Origin of the sequence: Clostridium sp. AF19-22AC (assembly GCF_003479085.1) — a bacterium.
Taxonomy (GTDB): domain Bacteria; phylum Bacillota; class Clostridia; order Lachnospirales; family Lachnospiraceae; genus Faecalicatena_A; species Faecalicatena_A orotica.
In genome coordinates, this window is sequence record NZ_QUGN01000043.1 from 1 (window position 1) to 19,249 (window position 19,249).

At 43.6% G+C, this 19,249-nt stretch carries 21 protein-coding genes; 4 read left to right on the plus strand and 17 right to left on the minus strand.

Features of this window, described 5'->3' with window-relative positions; genetic code table 11:
* Positions 1–105 precede the first annotated feature (105 nt).
* The 3 genes from DWX43_RS27500 to DWX43_RS26175 form a co-directional block, all read right to left on the minus strand.
* Positions 106–891 (minus strand): transposase, encoded by a 786-nt coding sequence (locus tag DWX43_RS27500; protein WP_243099482.1) that lies wholly within the window; start codon positions 889–891, stop codon positions 106–108.
* Positions 892–967: 76 nt separating this feature from the next.
* Positions 968–1,654 (minus strand): hypothetical protein, encoded by a 687-nt coding sequence (locus DWX43_RS27505; protein ID WP_243099483.1) that lies wholly within the window; start codon positions 1,652–1,654, stop codon positions 968–970.
* A gap of 2 nt (positions 1,655–1,656) precedes the next feature.
* Entirely contained in the window at positions 1,657–1,848 is a 192-nt protein-coding gene (locus DWX43_RS26175) for a hypothetical protein (RefSeq protein WP_118622928.1), read from the minus strand.
* Positions 1,849–2,289: 441 nt separating this feature from the next.
* On the opposite strand from DWX43_RS26175, the gene DWX43_RS26180 reads away from it, so the two are divergent.
* Positions 2,290–3,138, plus strand: a complete 849-nt coding sequence (locus tag DWX43_RS26180; protein WP_118622930.1) for a hypothetical protein — start codon at positions 2,290–2,292, stop codon at positions 3,136–3,138.
* 5 nt (positions 3,139–3,143) lie between these two features.
* On the opposite strand, the gene DWX43_RS26185 is transcribed toward DWX43_RS26180, so the two are convergent.
* Both DWX43_RS26185 and DWX43_RS26190 read right to left on the minus strand, forming a co-directional pair.
* Positions 3,144–3,899, minus strand: a complete 756-nt coding sequence (locus DWX43_RS26185; protein WP_118622964.1) for a helix-turn-helix domain containing protein — start codon at positions 3,897–3,899, stop codon at positions 3,144–3,146.
* A 2-nt stretch (positions 3,900–3,901) separates the two neighbouring features.
* Positions 3,902–4,783, minus strand: coding sequence for a LysR family transcriptional regulator (locus DWX43_RS26190; RefSeq protein WP_118622932.1), 882 nt, complete (start codon positions 4,781–4,783; stop codon positions 3,902–3,904).
* Between the two features lie 116 nt (positions 4,784–4,899).
* Here DWX43_RS26190 and DWX43_RS26195 point away from each other — a divergent pair, with 116 nt between their 5' ends.
* Genes DWX43_RS26195 through DWX43_RS26205 form a run of 3 tightly spaced genes read left to right on the plus strand, consistent with a single transcriptional unit; the run spans position 4,900 to position 7,240 of the window.
* Complete coding sequence (locus DWX43_RS26195; RefSeq protein WP_118622934.1) at positions 4,900–5,499, plus strand: chromate transporter; 600 nt, start codon at positions 4,900–4,902, stop codon at positions 5,497–5,499.
* A complete protein-coding gene (locus DWX43_RS26200; protein ID WP_118622936.1) occupies positions 5,496–6,074 on the plus strand; it encodes a chromate transporter in 579 nt (192 codons plus the stop codon). The genes DWX43_RS26195 and DWX43_RS26200 overlap by 4 nt, the downstream gene beginning before the upstream one ends.
* Positions 6,075–6,127: 53 nt before the next feature.
* Entirely contained in the window at positions 6,128–7,240 is a 1,113-nt protein-coding gene (locus DWX43_RS26205; RefSeq protein ID WP_118622938.1) for an anaerobic sulfatase maturase, read from the plus strand.
* 66 nt (positions 7,241–7,306) lie between these two features.
* On the opposite strand, the gene DWX43_RS26210 is transcribed toward DWX43_RS26205, so the two are convergent.
* From DWX43_RS26210 to DWX43_RS26265, 12 genes are all read right to left on the minus strand, one after another.
* Complete coding sequence (locus DWX43_RS26210; RefSeq protein ID WP_118622940.1) at positions 7,307–7,612, minus strand: PTS sugar transporter subunit IIB; 306 nt, start codon at positions 7,610–7,612, stop codon at positions 7,307–7,309.
* Positions 7,612–7,920: a PTS lactose/cellobiose transporter subunit IIA gene (locus DWX43_RS26215; RefSeq protein ID WP_118622942.1), complete on the minus strand. Its 309-nt coding sequence runs from the start codon at positions 7,918–7,920 to the stop codon at positions 7,612–7,614. Before DWX43_RS26215 ends, DWX43_RS26210 begins: the two co-directional genes overlap by 1 nt.
* Before the next feature lie 17 nt (positions 7,921–7,937).
* The gene (locus tag DWX43_RS26220) at positions 7,938–9,275 is read right to left on the minus strand and encodes a family 1 glycosylhydrolase (protein WP_118622944.1); all 1,338 of its coding nucleotides are present in this window, start codon (positions 9,273–9,275) and stop codon (positions 7,938–7,940) included.
* A 2-nt stretch (positions 9,276–9,277) separates the two neighbouring features.
* Complete coding sequence (locus DWX43_RS26225; protein WP_118622946.1) at positions 9,278–10,657, minus strand: PTS transporter subunit EIIC; 1,380 nt, start codon at positions 10,655–10,657, stop codon at positions 9,278–9,280.
* Positions 10,657–12,021, minus strand: a complete 1,365-nt coding sequence (locus tag DWX43_RS26230; RefSeq protein ID WP_118622948.1) for an alpha-L-fucosidase — start codon at positions 12,019–12,021, stop codon at positions 10,657–10,659. Before DWX43_RS26230 ends, DWX43_RS26225 begins: the two co-directional genes overlap by 1 nt.
* Positions 12,022–12,145: 124 nt before the next feature.
* Positions 12,146–14,041 (minus strand): BglG family transcription antiterminator, encoded by a 1,896-nt coding sequence (locus tag DWX43_RS26235; protein ID WP_118622950.1) that lies wholly within the window; start codon positions 14,039–14,041, stop codon positions 12,146–12,148.
* 200 nt (positions 14,042–14,241) lie between these two features.
* On the minus strand, positions 14,242–15,162 hold the full coding sequence (locus tag DWX43_RS26240; protein ID WP_118622952.1) for a TDT family transporter: 921 nt from the start codon (positions 15,160–15,162) through the stop codon (positions 14,242–14,244).
* A gap of 33 nt (positions 15,163–15,195) precedes the next feature.
* Positions 15,196–15,687 (minus strand): C-GCAxxG-C-C family protein, encoded by a 492-nt coding sequence (locus tag DWX43_RS26245; RefSeq protein WP_118622954.1) that lies wholly within the window; start codon positions 15,685–15,687, stop codon positions 15,196–15,198.
* Positions 15,677–16,462: an acyl-CoA dehydratase activase gene (locus DWX43_RS26250; RefSeq protein ID WP_118622956.1), complete on the minus strand. Its 786-nt coding sequence runs from the start codon at positions 16,460–16,462 to the stop codon at positions 15,677–15,679. Before DWX43_RS26250 ends, DWX43_RS26245 begins: the two co-directional genes overlap by 11 nt.
* 77 nt (positions 16,463–16,539) lie before the next feature.
* Positions 16,540–17,691: a double-cubane-cluster-containing anaerobic reductase gene (locus DWX43_RS26255; RefSeq protein WP_118622958.1), complete on the minus strand. Its 1,152-nt coding sequence runs from the start codon at positions 17,689–17,691 to the stop codon at positions 16,540–16,542.
* Between the two features lie 215 nt (positions 17,692–17,906).
* Positions 17,907–18,626 (minus strand): fibronectin type III domain-containing protein, encoded by a 720-nt coding sequence (locus DWX43_RS26260; RefSeq protein WP_118622960.1) that lies wholly within the window; start codon positions 18,624–18,626, stop codon positions 17,907–17,909.
* Between the two features lie 88 nt (positions 18,627–18,714).
* Positions 18,715–19,092: a hypothetical protein gene (locus DWX43_RS26265; RefSeq protein WP_118622962.1), complete on the minus strand. Its 378-nt coding sequence runs from the start codon at positions 19,090–19,092 to the stop codon at positions 18,715–18,717.
* Positions 19,093–19,249 lie beyond the last annotated feature (157 nt).

Genomic DNA, 19,249 nt, shown 5'->3' on the forward strand with positions numbered 1-19,249 from the left:
AGGATTTAACCTTGTAACTTAACTAACTGACATTGGTTCACGGGATGACTTGGAATAGAATGATCGATGTTGTAGACTAATAGTAGTCAAAACCATCGATCGTCTTTATCCGAATATTTCAGCAACTTGGTCGAATAAGTTGTTCTCATCATTCTGGCGCATCATAACCAGCATGCTCATGCAGTCACAAAGATGCTCGATGCTTTCGGCACTTCGGAATGACATGGCCTGCTTCTGCTTTCTTTTGAAGTTTCTGAGAAGACGTTCGGCAAGGTTATTTGTTGCTGGAACCATTGGATTATGCAGAAACAGAAGATGATTTGTTGCAAGCTTATTCATCCGTTGGCAAAGATTAAATTCCTCCCTGTAATAATCGCTTGGAGGTTCGTAGCTATATTCCTCATCTGCTGTCTGAAGGATCTTACGATACCGGTCTTCAAGCTCGGCAACTATTACCGGATCTGGAATTGTATTTTCCGGTATTCCATTTCGGAAATGGATCATTTCCTGCAGCAGACTTCTCATCTGCTGATTCCATTTCAACTCTGGCTCGTTTATGGTGCTGTCCTTGAGATATCGTAAGATATGGGCCAGACATTCCTTATGATCACTTCCGTACCGATAGAATGTTGTGTCATGATCATGAATCAGGATCCCATAATAAGTTTCAACTGGAGTCCCTTTGATCCCCTCGTGTCCTTTTTTCTCACGTGATTGATAGAGGATCTTTCCATCTGGGCTGGCACTTACGAAAACAAAGTGACTTTTTCCGTTCAGCTTTGCATTGGTACAGTCAGAATGCATGACCGTCGATAGCAGCAGATCTGAAAAGACTTCTTTTCGTTCCTGCTTTGTTTTCCCGGAAAATGATCTTGATAATTTATTGATCATTCCTTTTGAAATGTTTAGCTTTCCTCCAGTTAAATCTGAAAGGAATCTACGGCTCTTATCGATTGATACACAGCATTCATGATTTAACAGTGACTTTTAAGCCGACCAGCTGTTTTCGGATATACTTACCAGTCGCTTTGAAATCAGGATCCTCCAATACTTCAGCAGAGGGCGCGAGAAGAATCACGGGTTCTGTTGGAATCTGCTTTTTCCGTGCATGATGAGGGTGTCCGGGCTGGGCTCCTGGTTTGCGTCCCGTCTTTTCCCTGCTATTGGAAACCTTTTTATGGGTCCGTGATTGTGATGATGGGATGGAAGAAGACTCGAAATCACGGTTAATCCGGGCGATCAGATCCTTATTCTTGCCCCTTTCTTCTTCGAGTTCTGTTTTGACATCATACAATTCGCAACGCTGTTCTGTAATCTTATCTTTTGCGTCATCAAGCTTGTGTTCTGCGTGTAATGCACGCTCGAGTAATTTTTTGTTTTGCTTTTTTAAGAGCCGGCTTTCTTTGGCGTGCTCTTTTTCGAGGATCTCAGCCTGCTCAAACCACATCTCTCGATTTCTGCGGATATCAAGCCTGAGACCTGCAATCAACTGCTCTTTTTTACTCAGTTTCCGCTCCAGCCAACGCAGGTCTTTCTTGTATTGTTCCTGCATTCGGACATACTTCTTCCCTGATTTGAATGCCGCCAGCTCTTGCAATGCTGCATGTAATCGGATCTGTAAGGATGAGATATGTTCAAATGCGGAATTGTTCATAATTAAAGGCCCTCAACCAAAGATGGAAATTCGTCAATCACTGCCTCCAGCTCATGCTGGTATTTTTCCATATGAGCGATTATTTCCTTTTGTGATTCAATGATACGGTCTCTGAGTTTCGCTTCACGTTCTAGTCCAGCGATATATTGGTTTAGTACATCGAATTCGTGACTATAATCTTTTCCTTTTGCCATAAAGCACCTCCACTAAAATGCCTTAATTATAACATTTATGCGGAAAAATGGAGAATTTAACTACAGAGTAGGACTGGCAATATGACGGTGGATAAGTGATGGTCAGAAGCTGACAATAAGAGAAAAACAAAAAAAGAATCCACAAAAATGTGGAGATTTTCTGTCCAGCAAAGCGAATTTCGGAAGAACAGGCAAGGCGACATTCGTCCTCTTGCCTGAGACAGATTTTATCCACAAAATAAAAAATTTATTTTTGTGAAATATGACTATGACTTATATATATACCGTGAACAGTAACATTATTATCAATTCTAGATCAGCCAAACACTCCCAAATTTAGTTTATTTTTGCCATTATTTATTGCCTTAAGAAAATTTTAAGTTATTCCCACCCCTCTTCTTTAGAAAACAGGCGTATGATTCAGGCTGAGGAGGAAATATTATGAAAAAATACCTGTTTTTGTCCGCCGCAATACTTACTGCATTCTCACTGACCGCCTGCCGGGGCTCCAACTTCAGCGGCAGCCGAATCGGGGATGACAGCCATCTGCTCATGGAATACCGTATCTTTAACGGTACAGATTCTCAGTTACTTGAACTGGAAAAAGGGGATGTCATCGATGCAGAACTTGTAATCGACAGTGGACAGTTATCCGTAAAAATCCAGAAGGATAAGGATGATCCGGTCTATGAAACGAATAATATTGTCTCTTCCGATACCTTTCAGGTCCCGATTGAAGAAAGTGGGTCATACAAGGTCACAGTAACCGGAGAGAAGGCAAAAGGCAGTGTAAAATTTGAGCAAAATTCCGGGACAGAGGCTTTACTTAATTCTTATTATGAAGCACAGGATTCGCGTGCATTTAAGATGTTTAATAAATCCATTTTTAAACACCTTGCCAGCGGATGGACCGCCAAACTCGGTGATATCGAAAATCCAAAGTGGAATTACGATACCTTTGCCAAATATACTATTTTAGATAAGGACATGAATCCTGATATGGAGAAAGATTCATTATACATCTGTACATTTTCAGCTGAGAACCAGAAATGCGGCTATGCCGTCATATCATATGACAGCGACAGCCTGTCACTGGTACGTGCAGTAGAAACACCATATTTATTTGATATGCACAAGAATATCGAAGGTATAAAAAAAGAGCTTAATTACAGCAAAGTCCATTCGGCATCCAAAGCCTCAAGGGTGCAGATTATGAATGGGGAGGAGCCAATAGAAGGAATTTATATCAGTGATAATGAGGGGAATCATTATCTGTATAACTTTAACTAACGAAATCAGGCAGTCTCTTTGCAGTATTCTTTTATCAGTTGAAACAATCTGTCCCCTGAACACACCGGTACTATCGCAGTAGAGCCTGCCAGATTGGCCTCCCCGTAAATATCCTCTCCCTGAGTCAGGACGAGTGCCGGTATGACATCATAGGAAGGCCCGAACAGGACTTCCAGATACTCACAGTATTTTGCTGCCTGACTGATGTCTTCCTCAAGCGCCTCATCCTTCATCTTAAATTCCAGTGAAAACACCTTCTCTTTGGTAATCAGTATCACATCCGCATAAATCCTTATGTATCTGGCCCGCTTAATCCTGAGTTCAAATAAGATTTCCCACTTCTCCCATTTTGAAGTACCGACTCCATGCATCATCAAATCTCCGAACAGGTTCTGCATAGTATTGTAGGTATCTTCGAAAGAATGGAAGAGCCCCCTCGTATCATTCAGGTTCCGTCCAATCTGGGTACACCCCCGCTTTAGGTGCTGAAGAAATTCCTCGTAATCCGTATCCAGAAATTCACGGACCCAGCTGTAATAACCGCTGAACTCCTCCAGACCGTAATGCGGCACACACTGCCGTATCATGCCGTGCCATCTGTAGTCTTTATCCTGATAACAAAGTTCTTTCATATAGGGGGAGTTATAAAGGTAATGGTTGATTACCTTTCTCGGCTGCCCTGTGTATCTACCGATATCCTTTGCTTTAATACCCTCGTGGCTGCAGATCAGGTAATATATTTTCGTTTCGATTGCATCCATCATCATTCCCTCCATGAAAGTTTAAACATCTGAATCAGCTCCCCGAGCGCTCCTGTTATGTATTTCTTTTTATGGTAAATTAAAGTAAAGCTTCTTTCAAATGCATCTGGATAAAACGGCAGTATCACAATCCTGCCATTTTTCACATCCTCCTCAACAAGTTTCTCCGACATCACTGAAATCCCCGGATTTACTTCCACCGCCCGTATCAGTGCCTGATTACTGACACTTTCCCATGAGATTTTGGGCTTGATCTGGTGTGCCTTTAATAAACCATCCGTGATCTCCCTGCCCGCACTTCCCGGTTCTCTCAAAAATAACGGATAGGCGCAGATCTCCTCTAGTGTCAGCATCTTCCTGCCCTCCAGCGGATGGTCTTTCCCGCATATGAAGTAAAGCCGGTCATGCATAAACGGAACCGCCCCAAGCTGGTCATGTCTGACTTTATCTTCCACCAGTCCCAGATCCAGATCGTTTTTCAGAACCGCCTGTACAATCTGCTGTGAATTCTGTATTCTTACTGTCACTTCACACGCCGGGTATTTGTTGCGGAATGCGGCAACGGTCTGCGGCACAAGGTAATTGCCGATCGTGATACTCGATCCTAATGAAATCCCGACCGGAATATCCGGGGCTATCATACAATTCTCCATCTCATCAAACAGATCCAGTATATGGGAGGCATAGGTATAAAACGCTTCTCCTTTTTCCGTTATAAACAGTCTCCTGTTGATTCTGTCGAACAGCTTTATATGGTATGCCTCCTCCAGTTCTTTTATGGCAAGGCTGACGCTTGGCTGTGCAAGGTGCAGTTTCCCGGAGGCCTTTGTTATACTCATTTCCTGATAGACAGCAGCAAAGATTCTTAAATGTCTCAATGTCATAGTAATGCCTCATATTTTTCATAATATTTTCATTATATATATATATATAATAATACTATTTGCCTTATATATCAATGCACGATATACTGTTAGTAACAGAGGGAGGATTTTCATTTATGAAAGAAATAGCAGTAAAAGAAAGAAAACCAGAGAACCAAAAACATATTTTAACCACACTTTTTTTTGCAACTCTATATTTAAGTACCTTTACATTCGGTGGGGGCTATGTCATCGTCACTCTGCTGAAGGATAAATTCGTAGACCACTACCACTGGATCGATGAGGAGGAGATGCTGGACCTTGTCGCAATTGCACAGTCCTCCCCCGGAGCCATCGCCGTGAACGGCGCTATCGTCATCGGCTATAAGCTCTGTAAAATCCCCGGAGTTCTTGTATCCGTGCTGGGTGCTGTTATTCCCCCTATGGTAATCCTTTCGCTTGTCTCCGTCTTCTATGATGCGTTCCGGACAAATCCGTATATTGCAGCCCTGTTAGGCGGCATGAAAGCAGGTGTCGGGGCGGTCATCGCTTCCGTTGTTTACGATATGGGCGCAAATGTCGTTAAAACAAAAGACTGGATCAATATCGTGATCATGCTGGTCAGTTTCTGTGCAAGCTATTTCTTTGGTATGAATGTGGTTCTTATCATCATCGCCGTTGCTGGATTCGGACTTCTGCGCACCGTTTTTGAGGAAAGGAGGAGGACAAAAGGATGATATATCTCAAACTATTTTTCAGTTTCCTGCAGATTGGCTGTTTCAGTTTCGGCGGCGGATATGCGGCCATGCCTCTTATTCAGGAGCAGGTTGTCACCCTCAACCACTGGCTTTCCATGAACGCATTCACAGATCTGGTCACAATTGCAGAGATGACCCCCGGCCCGATTGCCGTGAATGCCGCAACTTTCGTAGGTACACAGATTGCCGGGGCGCCGGGTGCCGTCGCAGCGACACTCGGATGCATCCTCCCGTCCTGTATTTTTGTCACACTCCTCGCCTTTATCTATACCAAATACAGGAATCTTTCCCTCCTTCAGGGGACACTTGCCTCGCTGCGGCCCGCAGTGGTAGCCATGATTGCCAAAGCCGGACTTACCATCATAATCTCCGCATTTTTTGTAAACGGCCTGATCTCCTTTACCCGGGAAAATGTTTCTGTCCGTATGGTCCTGTATTTTATCCTTGCAGTCGTGCTGCTACGTAAGGTAAAATTAAATCCAATTCTGGTCATGGTACTTTGTGGTTTACTCGAAGTATCTTACTATACCGTCACTCATGTCATACACATCTGAATCTGAATATATCGGTTCGGTGAAGTTATCTTAAATTGAAAGGGGAATCTACGATGCCTGCTGTCAGTGTTTTAATCAAACCTTCCTCAAGTATGTGCAATATGTCCTGTGACTACTGCTTTTACTGTGATGAGGCACAAAAACGTTCTCAGGAATCTTTCGGATTCATGTCCGAACAAACATTAAAAAATGTCATCCGCAAAACTATGCTGCGTGCGGATGGAATGATCAGCTATGCCTTTCAGGGTGGTGAACCAACCTTAAGAGGGCTGGATTTTTTCAAAAAGGCTGTGGACTATCAGAAACAGTATAATAAAAACCAGATTCAGGTCCACAATGCCCTGCAGACAAATGGATATGTAATCGATGAAAAGTGGTGCCGTTTCTTCCGGGAAAATAACTTTCTGATCGGTCTTTCCTTAGACGGCACACAGGATATCCATGACTCGCTTCGCCATACAAAAAACGGCGGGGGCACTTATGCCCGGACCAGTGAGGCGGCAAGGCTGATGGACGAATTTCAGGTGGAATATAATATCCTGACGGTCGTGACACCTGCAGTCGCGGATAATGTCAAAAAGATTTACCGGGATTATCAGAAACATGGCTGGAATTACCAGCAGTATATCGCCTGTCTCGACCCTCTGGATGAAGGTCATGAGAAGACGCCTTATTCTCTCACACCGGAAAAATACGGACAGTTCCTCACTGATTTATTCGACCTGTGGTATGAAGATCTTAAGCATGGCCGCCAGCCTTATATCAGGCAGTTTGAAAATTATATCGGACTTGCCGCCGGATATATGGCGGAATCCTGTGATCAGAGAGGTTCCTGCGGAATTCAGAATGTTGTCGAAGCAGACGGCAGCGTCTACCCGTGTGATTTTTATATGCTGGACGAATACTGCCTTGGTAATTTTAATGAACACCGGCTGGATCATATCAATGAAAGGCGGGAAGTGATCGGATTTGTTGAACGCTCCTTAAAGCTGAATGAAAAGTGCAGAGAATGCAAATACAGCCGCCTCTGCCGGGGCGGCTGTCAGCGGAACCGGGATTTCAATCCCTCCACCGGGCTGTATGAAAATTACTTCTGCGCGGGTTATCAGCTATTCTTTGAGAAATGTTATGACAGAATACTGGAACTAGGGAGAAGTATACAATAGGACTTAAAATACAGGGTGGCTGTCAATTGTTCCTGAAGCCACCCTTTTTATTTCTGGCTAAACGAGTTACCTGTCTTCCATCAGCTTTTTTGCCTGCTGTATCACGGCTTCCCCATTCATTCTGCCATAATCCTTCATATCTATCACAGCAACCGGTACATCTCCTGCGATTTTACAAATATTCTCCTTCTCAAAGCGAATCTGTGGCCCTAAAAGGATACAGTCCGCATTCGGCATAATACTTTCTGCCATTGGGATGCCTACCGCCTGAATCATACACTCGAACCCATCTTTTGAAGCTGCTTTTTTCATCTTTTCAACCATCATGCTTGTGGAAAGCCCTGCTGCACAAATCAGATATATTTTTTTCATTATTTTTGCCTCCTATATAATTCTACAATCTCTTTTGAAAGGTCTACAAATGTTATACTGTTCATCAGATGGTCCTGAGCATGAATCAGAAGCATGCTCAGTGACGTATGTTCTCCATTTGCCTCCTGCACTAATAGTTCCGTCTGTGCATTATGTGCTTTTAACTGCACTTGTTTTGCTTCCTCTAGTTTCTCCTCTGCAGCTTCCAGTTCACCCTTTTTGGCTAGCTGGATGGATTCAAAGGCCAGAGACTTTGCCTCACCTGAATTAACAATTATATTTAACAAATTTTCTTCTTTGCTCTCCATTAATTTATACTCTCCTATTAATCTTCTATAAAGTCTTTGTACCAGAAGCCACTTTTCTTAATCCTTCGCTCTAAAGTTTTATAATCTACCCCAATCAAACCGTATCTCTTCTGGTAGCCATTTGTCCAGGAAAGTAAATCAATGGCTGACCAGACATAGTAAGCAGTAATATTATATCCTTCACAGCAAAGCCGTTCAATGGTATCAATATGCTGATGTATATATGAGATTCTTTCCTCATCCTGAAATTGTCCTGACTCGTCAATCTGATCGTCAAAACCAATACCGTTTTCTGCTATAATAATTTCCTTTTTCCCATAATCATTATAGATTCGTTGCAGCAGATTTGCAACTCCTTCAGGATAGATTTCCCATCCCCATTTTGTGTAATTACCATCTGGTACTTTTACAAAGGTATATTGATCTTCAATGCTTTTACTGTCAAGGTCTTTCGCTTTTACTACCCTTCGCATATAATAGTTTATCCCCAGATAATCCCCTGTATTTTCTTCCATAAGACGGTAATCGGACTCCTGAATCTTTGGAGAACCATACGTCTTCTGACAGTATTCCAGCATCTTCTTAGGATAACGCCCGGTTAGTGCAGGACTCAAATACCAGTCGGACAAGAAATCATAAGCAATATCCCTTGCTTTTAGATTATCAGGTGTTTCTTCCAGGACATCAACAGGCATCGGATTCAAAACAATTCCGATCTTTCCTTCCATCCCCATCTCACGGAACATTTTTATCGCGGATGCACTTGCCAGATTATAATGGTGTGACACTTGAAATGCATGGGCATAATTCTTTTCCTGAGGTGGATGAGTCCCCTGAATATATCCTTCAATTACTTCTGACGCAGGTTCATTGATTGTGCCCCACATCCGTACTCTTCCGCGAAAATGTTCAAATAATATCCTGCAGTAATTCAGATAATCCTTTATAACTTCCGAATTCAGCCAGCCGCCTTTTTTCAGCAGCGGCAGCGGAAGATCCCAGTGATACAATGTAAGGTATGGTTCAATTCCATATTCATTCAGCGTATCAACAATAAAGTCATAGAATTCCAGGCCTTTGGGATTCACTTCTCCAGTCCCCTCCGGCAGAATTCTTGACCAAGAAACTGAAAACCGGTATGTCTGAAGGCCGATTTCATGGAAGAGTCTTAAATCCTCCGCCACATGATGGTAGTGGTCCACTGCCACAGTACCGTCATATCCGATATCATTGATTTCATAATATTCATCCCATGAATTTTTTCCCTTGCCGTCACAATATGCTGCGCCTTCTACCTGATAGGCGGCCGTTGCCGCCCCCCATAATATGTGTTTGTGAATTTCTTCCTGTGTCATCACTATGCCTCCGTTTCTTCTTTCTCCTCGAGGATAAGCTGTTTCTCATAGGATTTAAAGAATGGGAACCAGATCAGTAAGTCAACAATAATCAGCAGCAGTACCCATATTAATGCTTTAAAATCCATCGTTGAAATAGCTGCCCCTATAGGTGCCGGTGTTGTCCACGGAACATACGTAAAGGTCTTTCCGATGATGTCCACATACATAATCAGATAAGTCAGTACCCCGTTTACAGTCTGGGCTAATATAAATGGTATTGCTAATGTAGGATTCAGAACAATTGGTGTACCAAAAATCAATGGTTCATTGATATTGAAAATAGATGGTACGATTGCAAGTCTTCCTAATGTCTTCAGCTGTTTTGACCTGCTTCTGAGCATCAGAATATTCAGGCCGATTGTCGCTCCGGCACCGCCCAGTATCATAAAAAATGCCCTGAATGGCTCTGTGTAAATATATTCCGGTGACAGTCCCTGTGTAACCAAGGCTGCATTTGCGGTAAGGTTTCCTAATTCAAAGGCACCAACAACCCCACTTACAATAGAGGAGCCATGAAGTCCAACGAGCCACAGAACCTGGGTAACAACGGAAATTAATATGATGCCGAAAGGTGAATCTACCGCAACTACTAATGGTTTAAACAATGCTTTGATCAATTCCGGAATAAGAAGTCCCCCGCTCAGTTTCTGCACCAGCATACTGATAAGGAAAATACCTACAGCATTTACAATTAAGGGTATGATGGATGCAAAGGATGCTTTTACAGGAGCCGGTACTGCATCCGGCATTTTTATAAATAATCCTCTTTCATGCATGACTCTTGTCACTTCTGTAGTCAGAAGGCCCAAAATGATTGCTGTGAAAATACCTTCCGCTCCCAGAAATCCCGTTGGCATCAGTACTGACTGGTTCGCAAGAATTTGTTCGCCGGTCATCTTTGCAGTAATACCGGCCGACATTACACCCAAATCGGATGGTGCAGAGGTAATCATAAAGCAGACTGCTGAAACAATCATACTTCCTACCGGGTCCATCTTATAAGATTTTGCCAGTGAATGCGCAATTGCCAGACAGATAAACATAGCCATCAGTCCCATAGATGCACGGTACAACAATTCAATCTGCATTCCGTTGGCTACCGCCCACTGTTTCCACGCAATCAGAAATTGGAACAAAAAATTAGTGGGCTTCATGGTCTCCAGATTAACCGGCGGTGATGTCACAATTAAGGTCATGCCACCCAGCAGGGCCAAAGGCGTGGCAGCAACCATACCATCACGAATTGCCTTCAAATGTCTTTGTTGGGACACTTTATTTCCCAGTGGAATCAATTTTGCATCAAGAAATTTTTCAAATCTGTTTACTTTTGCAGCCTCCATTATTTCTCTTCCTCCTCTTTTCTACTATCATTCTCTGTAATTTTAACTGTAATCATACCGAATCTCTCCAGATACCTGTAAAGCCCCTCCAGATTATCTGTCTCAACACGCAGTCTGCCGTCTTCAGTCTGGTATATACAATCAGGGTCTACTCCCAAAATGCTGATGCTTTCTACCATTTGTTCTTCGTGTGATGTCAGGTAAATGCCTTCTGCATCTGCCCGGTCGAGAAAAATATATCTGTTCCTGCCGCAGCATGTAGATGGATTCTCATTCTCTGGGAAATACGGTTTTGTATTATAAATAGCCTCTCCGCAGTCTGCCAGCCATGCCCCGATTTCCTTCAGCCTTTCCACTTCATGAATTGGTATTGTCCCATCAGCCATTGGTCCTATATTCAGCAGCAAATTTCCTCCCTTACCCACCACACGGACCAATTCCTGTATTAACTCTTTTGAAGTGCAGTAATCCTCTGCCCTTTCAGCCCTGTTGTACCCGTAAGATTTCCCTATCCCCCGGCTTTCTTCAAATGGATGATTGTCAATCTGCTTATCCTGATATTCCGTTGAATAGTAGTCTCCATGCTGACCAGGCATTTCCTTGTAAAACCGGTCATTCACAACCACCTTATCTTTCACCGGGGATTCATTGTAAAGCCAGCTCAAAAACGGACGGACCTGGCTCTCATCCTCTGTCAGATCCCATTCACCGCCATCAGAATAAATCACTGACGGCTCATATTTCTCTACAAGTTCATGGAGCTGCGGAGCAAGCACTTCTTTGAGATATCTATCTTTTGGAAGGCCATATTTCTTCACATCCTTTTCAGGAATAAAATATCCGTCATCACAGCGGTGGGATGGTACACTTTCCCAATCAATGATAGAGTAATATATCCCAAACTTCATTCCTTTCTTTTCCACCGCTTCCTTTAACTCTCCTGTGATATCCCTTTTCGGACCATTTTCGAAGGAGTTCCAATGGGTTTTGTGTGGATTTTCCGTAGGCCACATGCAATATCCGTCATGGTGTTTGGTTGTAAGTACGACATATTTTGCCCCACTGTCCCGGATCAGGCCTGCTAAGTAATCCGGATCAAACAGTTCTGCCCGGAACCATTTTGCAAAATCCCTGTACTCGGTATCCTCCCCGTACATTTTCTCATGATAACGTTCCCCGCTATTCCGATAACTGCCATATACAGATGCATAATACCATTCAGCATAGGAACCGAATTGTTCATTATTTACGGAGCGGTATGCAGGCACGCTATATGGTCCCCAGTGTATAAACACTCCAAATTTAGCGTTTTGAAACCATTCTGGTATTTCCCTCTGATCAAGGGTTTCCCAAGATTCCGCCATAAATCTGTCCTCCTTTTTAGATTATTTATTTATATTTAAATCTTAACATAACCTTTTTTTATCTCCAGACACAAAAAATCCACATTCATTCTGGAAAAAATGAATGTGGATTTGTTCACTTTTACTATATCCCACTTAAGAAAGCATCCAGGTCCTTTTCTTTTATGAACTCCCGGATTGTATCTTGATTCATTAAAAGCCTCATAACTTCCTGATAAAACCTCTGCAAATTTCGGTCTTCCCGGCTGCCTATAGAAATGAGGAAGACTACCTGGACTTCTCCCCGTCCCCAAAATACAGGCTCCTCAAGAATGCCAACAATCACCACAGTCTCTGTTCCCATTGCTTTATATGGATGGGGAATTGCTGCCATATTTCCATAGTCCGTAGAAGAAAGTTCTTCTCTATATAGAACTGACTCTTCAAACTTTTCAGGCAGTTCCAGTACCTCACGCCCCCTCTGGCATAATTCCCGGATAACCTCCTCTTTTGTAAGCCCTCCTATCTTTGGGAAAAATAATTCTTTTGCAAAATAAGTCTTTAAAAATCCATCGTTTCCCTTTTCCAGAATTTTTCTAACATGAATGATATCTTCCCCATTAAGAAACAGACTTACTTCATAGACAGGCACCGGGACAGGGTCTTCAATCGGTACTGTAGTAAAGACATAATCTATATCGTCAAAATTTATCTGTCCTAATTCAAATAAATTGCAAATCTTGATTTGGTCGATGTATTCCCCAAACTCCTGCCGGTATTTATAAGTCAGTAGTCTGGAGCTCCCTTTTCCAGAGCTGCATACAATCAGGATATTACTGGGCTCTACTACTGGCTTCTGCTCTTCAAGCCCAAGAGCAAAAATGATTGCAAGATAACCAATCTCATCTTCCGGCACCTCCCTGCCATAATATTCCTGCAAAATAACAGCAGTACGTTCTGCTATCGTGTATGCAAAAGGATAATTTTTCTGTATATCCTCCAGCAACGGGTTCACCTGGGGAATGTTATACTTCAACCTGATATCCAGCGGAATCATATGTTGGTTCAAAAGCATAATTAAATCTAAATTTCCTCTCAGATCCAGATTGAATTCCTCAAACGTGATCTCCATCATCTGAGAAACCAGACTGCTGAGTTCTTCCTTAAATACCAGATTTCCCTCTCCGTTGTTCCCGATCACCCGTTTGCCTGCAAGCTGGATTGCCAGATATTCTTTCTCATTATCAGAGATATTTATATCAAAGTAATCCCTGATTTTATCATCCAGATTGTTAACGAATTTTATGTTGGATTCGTCTATCTGTACCTGCGACTCGCTTTGGAAATGGACCTCCATTCCGTGTTGAATCCTTTTTATAGAAACATAGATATACTTTACAAAATTATAAAAAGATATCTCCGGAATAGAAACATTATGTTCCTTCATAAGCCCCGCAACGATCTGGACCAGTTCCTCCATTTCCTTTTGCCGCATGTCGTAGCTTACACCTATTTTACTATCTTCATCCATGAACATATCTACAAGGCAGGTTCTTATATTCGTTTCATCCCCTACCGCAAGAATTCCATAACCGGGCCTTCTGGCTATATGGATTCCATACTGGTCCAGAATACGTTCCGTATTCTTCAGGGCAGTCTTCACGACTCCATCCGACACATAGAGCTGCTCTGCAAGTTCTGAGATAGTAATATAACTCTTCCGTTCCAGTAAATGAAACAATAAAAACTTAACCCGTTCCCCAGGAGTTGCCGGCATGCTTTTGGCTTCCTCTGCCCCAAGAAGCTGAGGAAGGGTTTTTATATCTATCCCTTGTCCATGCACCAGTCTAAATCCATAGCGGGGTTTTGACTCCACCCACGCAGGACTGCCCGGAATCCGGCTTAAAGCTTCATTCAGTTCTTTCATTCTGCTACGTACTGTTTTACTGCTGCACCCGGCTTTTTCAGCTAAATCAGATGCTGTTACATATTCTTTTCCGGAAAGAATATCAAGCAGCAGCATCACCTCTTTGGTTAACATATCGTAAGTTTCCTCTCCGTTATCATTAAGTTTCAATGTAATATAACCATCTTTTCCTCTTTCATAAAAAGGCCGTAATTATTATAGCATGTTTTCATTTCTTTAACAGCTTTTGTTTATACTTTCGATTTTGATAATAAAATGGGGCAACTGCCAATCATTTGAGCATTTCAAATTGATTAGAGCCACCCCATATGCATTTATTTTTTTAGACCAAAGATATTCTGCATAAACCTGACATAAGTATATAGGACAAGTGCCACCGCAATCACAGTCTCTGTCAGCACCAGAATCTGTATTCCCGGCACCTGCATCCCCAGGCTGCCAAGACAGGCTGCGGCCTGTTTCACAGCGATGGCGCTGATCACAAATGGAAACGTAAATGAAGCATAGCTTGGGTAAAACGGCATTTTCATGAAGCGCACCGCATTTACCAGTGCAAACACATACAGGATACTGGCGAGGATAAGCATTCCAACGAGAAATCCCTTTGATTTGACTGCCACGGACTGCACATAGCCTGCAATGCACAGGCTGGCCGGTGCCGCGTAGATACAGATCAACGGTTTTGCCGGTTCCGGTATCTGCCTGAACTTTGCGTATCGGTATGTCACCAGTATCAAAAGCACGATCAGTGACACAAACCCGAACCAGAATGCCGCACTTCCAATCCCCGTTTTTTCATAGGCCGGCGCAGTAATCGCCGCCACTGCAATCCCGACATATACAATATAGTAACTCGCGAATATTTTCGGCATCTGTATATGCACGATGAACCGGAATGTAAAGAAGACGATCAGCACAATATGCAGCGCCAGTGCAAAAAGCCAGATATAATAAGCGCCTCCCTTGATAAATGGTTTTAAATATGTGCTGAGAATCATCAGTGCCATTGAAAATGTCCCAGACACACTTGCCATGATCGGATTCTTCATATCTTCCCTGAACATTTCTGGAAAAAGGATCAGTTTCAGCAGAATCAGTATAAGCAGAAAAGCCGCGGCGATCCCGCAGATATAGCGAAGTCCTTCCGAATAACTTTGCAGCAGATTGCCAAGTGCCGCGCATCCGAGCATGACACCGCACAACGGCAGCGGTACTTTATGTATTTTATCTTTCATTCCCTCTCTCCCTGCTCCTCTTATTATGTATCCCTATGCTGTCTCTTCATCGGTATTGGTGAGTCCGAACTCACGTATTACGATTTCTGCCACTTTTCCTGCACAGAGTCCTGTATAACGGACACACTGTTCTTTATGCTCCCCTTTCCCCATATCAAATTCTTTGGTCAATACACGGCAGCAGACAGAATTCTTCCCGCTTGCCTCCTTGAACCAAGTGTGGAGTTCATTCGTCAGTTCCATACATTTAACCGCCTTCGGGTCTTTCGGCCCATTCTGCTCCGTGCGGCCAAATAGCAGTCCCAAGGCAAGGATTCCGCCATTCAAAGCTCCGCACATGCATCCCGAATGCCCGGCGCCAACCGCCATACCGGTTGCCATTGCTATCACTTCTTTTGGTACATCCAGTTCAAAATTATCCCGGATTGCCGCCATAACAGCTTCACAGCAAAAGTATCCCCCTCTGAAATAATCCTCGGCATCTTTTCTTATTTTATTGACACTTGCCTCGTTCTTAATGTTCATTTTTCTTTGCTCTCCTCTTTGATTTTTCTTCTGCCAGAATTGCCGCGCCCAATGCCCCGGCATATCTTCCATGACTCGTATTCTCTACTTTTCTTCCTATTTTATCTGACAGGATCTTTGCAAAATATGTACTTTCACTTAATCCGCCTGTCAGCATAATCTTCTCCGGCAGTTCCCGGCGCAGGCTCATCTGGGCTACCTTTGCCGCTACGGAGTCTACAACACCCGCTGCAATATCTTCCCTTTTTCTCCCTTCACCGATGTAACTGATAATCTCTGATTCTGCAAACACTGTGCAGAGGGAACTGATCGGCAGAACATCTCCCTGTGACGCAATATCAAATAGTTCCTGCAGGGTAATACCAAGGCGGTTTGCCATAATCTCCAGAAACTTTCCCGTCCCCGCAGAACACTTGTCATTCATCAGGAAATCCTGTACCATTCCCTGTCTGACAAGGATCACTTTTGTATCCTGTCCGCCTACATCGATGATTGCACAGTCTTTTCCTGCAAATTCAATGCCTCCCCTGGCATGGCAGGTGATTTCTGTAACCACATAATCAGCAAAATCAACAGCCACACGCCCGTAGCCTGTCGCGATTGTTTTCGTCGCATCCGAGCGGACATCCACACCGGCCTCGCGCAGCCTGTCTTCAATCACCATTGCCGTTTCCTTGCTGTTCCATCCTGTAGGCAGGGTAAAATGCAGTTCATTCTTCCCTCTTGCCACTACCTTTGACGCAGTGGAACCTATATCTATCCCTACATAATCCATCCTCTTATACCTTCCGTCCTTTACAGGTTTACCATATATCAGCCCAAAACGATGCATCGTCTCTGCCGGGCAGCCCTTTATAGCATCTCTATAAACGCCGCAATCCTTGTGTTCAGCTGACCGATATCAGCCTGGGAATAATCTGTCTCAACGCTAATGTATGGGATTCCTTTTTTCTCGTTTACAAAATCACGGATTCCCTTTGACTCCACACTATATGTATGACAGGCCTGAAGCAGTACTTCCACAACTCCGTCGACCTGATATTCATCAATCAGGCGTCCCATAAGCTCCAGCCGGTTCGGATTCGGGGTCATGACAGAACATCCGATATCCAGATAACGTCTCGCCAGTGCATCATACACATCCGGATTCTCCTCATCTACCAGCTTGTCAATGGATTTTGCCCCGGTACAGTTTTCATAGGTAACAACAATACCGCCGTTATCTTCAATCGCTTTGATAACCTTCTCCGTAGCGCCTCCCACCGGACATCCTGTCACCAGAATACGGGGCTTCTCTTCCTGCATGATACCTTCGGCATACTCTTTTTCAATCTTATCAACCAGTGCATCGACCTCCGCCGGAATTGCTTTTCTATCAAACTTAAACGTACTGCCATAGAGCACCTTAAACAAATCCTGTCCTTTGATCGGCGCAGGGTCATGCCTCATGACCTCATACAGCCTTTTTAAGGAACGTCTGCCTGCGTTATTAACTTTTATCGCATCACGGATCTGGTCCTCAGTTATCTCCACATCGAACTTCTTCTCTAAATACTCCTTGAAACGGATAATCTCACTCTTCCACAGTTTGAGGCCCTCTTCCCTCTGGCTGTTCGGCAGTTCCATGAGAAATACATCCTTAAACTCTGCCATGTACTCATACATTTTCTTTTTTCCGTCACAGGTAGTTTCCCCTACTACCACATCTGAAAAATAAAAGAACGGACATTTATCTGTGATGGCAAATCCATAACTGGATTTGATCAGCGGACACAAGTTCTTCGGCAGGTCTCTCTCAGCCACCGGAATCGTCTCATCTGATGTGGAACACAGCCCTACCGTGGCAGCGCCCATTGCCATCGCGATCTCCTGTGGGAAATAGGTGCAGTAAGCCCCCACAATCGGAATCCCCTTATCCTTTAATTCCTTGACAGTCAGAAATGAATTCTTCCGCTGTTCTGCAAACTCCTCAAATACTTCCGGCAGATCTTTAATTACTTCCATTTTCAAGTCCTCCAATTAATCTTCTCCGGCCCCGGTATGTTACGGGGCCTTGTACAGTCTGTTTATATTTTATCATTGTCCTTATTTATTCACTAATTAATAATTGGCATATACATTGATACTTATAGATTTTGTCTATGATTTCCATTTACAGACATAGGAAAACGCCCGGGCTTTCACCCGGACGTCTCTTCTTTTTAATATTTTCCCGTCACTTACCGGCTGCATGGATTGTGATGTTGTTCCCGGGGACAGCGGCACGGACTACACCCACAGCGTGGGCAGCAGCATGGCCTGCATGGCGGAACGGGAATTTCCGGATAAGTCGTTGCTGCCGCGTATGCGCTCGGAGTTCCCTCCGCTCCGCCGACAATGGCAGCCACCCGGTAATAGTAGGTCGTTCCCGGCGTCAGTCCCGTATCACTGTAGGCCGGGCCGGAAGCCGTGCCAACATACTGGTATGTCCCGTCCGGTGTCGTACTGCGGTAAACTGCATAGGCCATAGCATTCGGTACAGGGTTCCACGTCGTATTGATCTGCGTCTGGCTCACCGGTGTAGCTATTACATTCGTCGGCATTGGTACATCGGCATCCGTGGTGGCAGACGCGATATTACTCAAAGCCCCTTCTGTAGTGCCCGCCGTGGCCGACACCCGGTAATAGTAAGTGGTATTTGGTGTCAGGCCTGCATCCGTGTATGACGTTGCTGCCGTCAGCCCAACCAGCTCATATGGGCCGGAAACCGTTGTACTGCGGTACACCTTATACAGTTCAGCTCCGGCTGCCCCGTCCCATGACGTGTTGATTCTTATCGGACCGTCAGCCACCGCAATCAGATTCTGCGGCGCGTCAGGCTCATCAGCATTTGCAGCTATATTTGAGGGCACAGACATATTCTCTGGATTACTCATACTCCTTTTTTCTTGCTCCTTCATAGTGATTCTCCTTTCGGGGAAATGAGATAAAGTCTCAATAATAATATATGCACCTTAGAAGCAGCTGTGAGGTTATGAGCAGTCATGATCAGAATTCCACAGAATCGAATATTTCCTGAAAGCTATATGTATCTGCCCTTTTTTTGAAGGTTTCCTGATTATAAGTTGTATGAATTTGTTTCAGGACCTTCTTTTTTTTCATAACAAATATGTTCAGATTCCCTTTAAACCGCTCGTCAAAACGGTCAGATGTGTAGAGAGGTGAGCTTGGTCCGGCCCAGCCTAACTTTTTACCATTATCAAAATTCACAACAATTGTAAGGCCTTCCGGAATCGCCACTCCTTCAATACTCGTTACTTCAAACAATGTAGTATCCCCTCCGCTTCGGACACCGGCATCAATTTCTTCGAAATCTTCCTTGAAGATTTCTTTTAAAATTTTCAGTTGTTCTGCCTTATCACTCATACTGCATTTCTCCTTTCTAAGCACTTTTTAAAGAACCACAGCCAGTTTTTATTTCTATGAATAGTATATCATAATCCAGTGTACTCGTGTCTGCTGATATGATATACTTATAAAAACCTAAAATGAAATTTTAAATTCCACTCCCCTATTCCCCGGT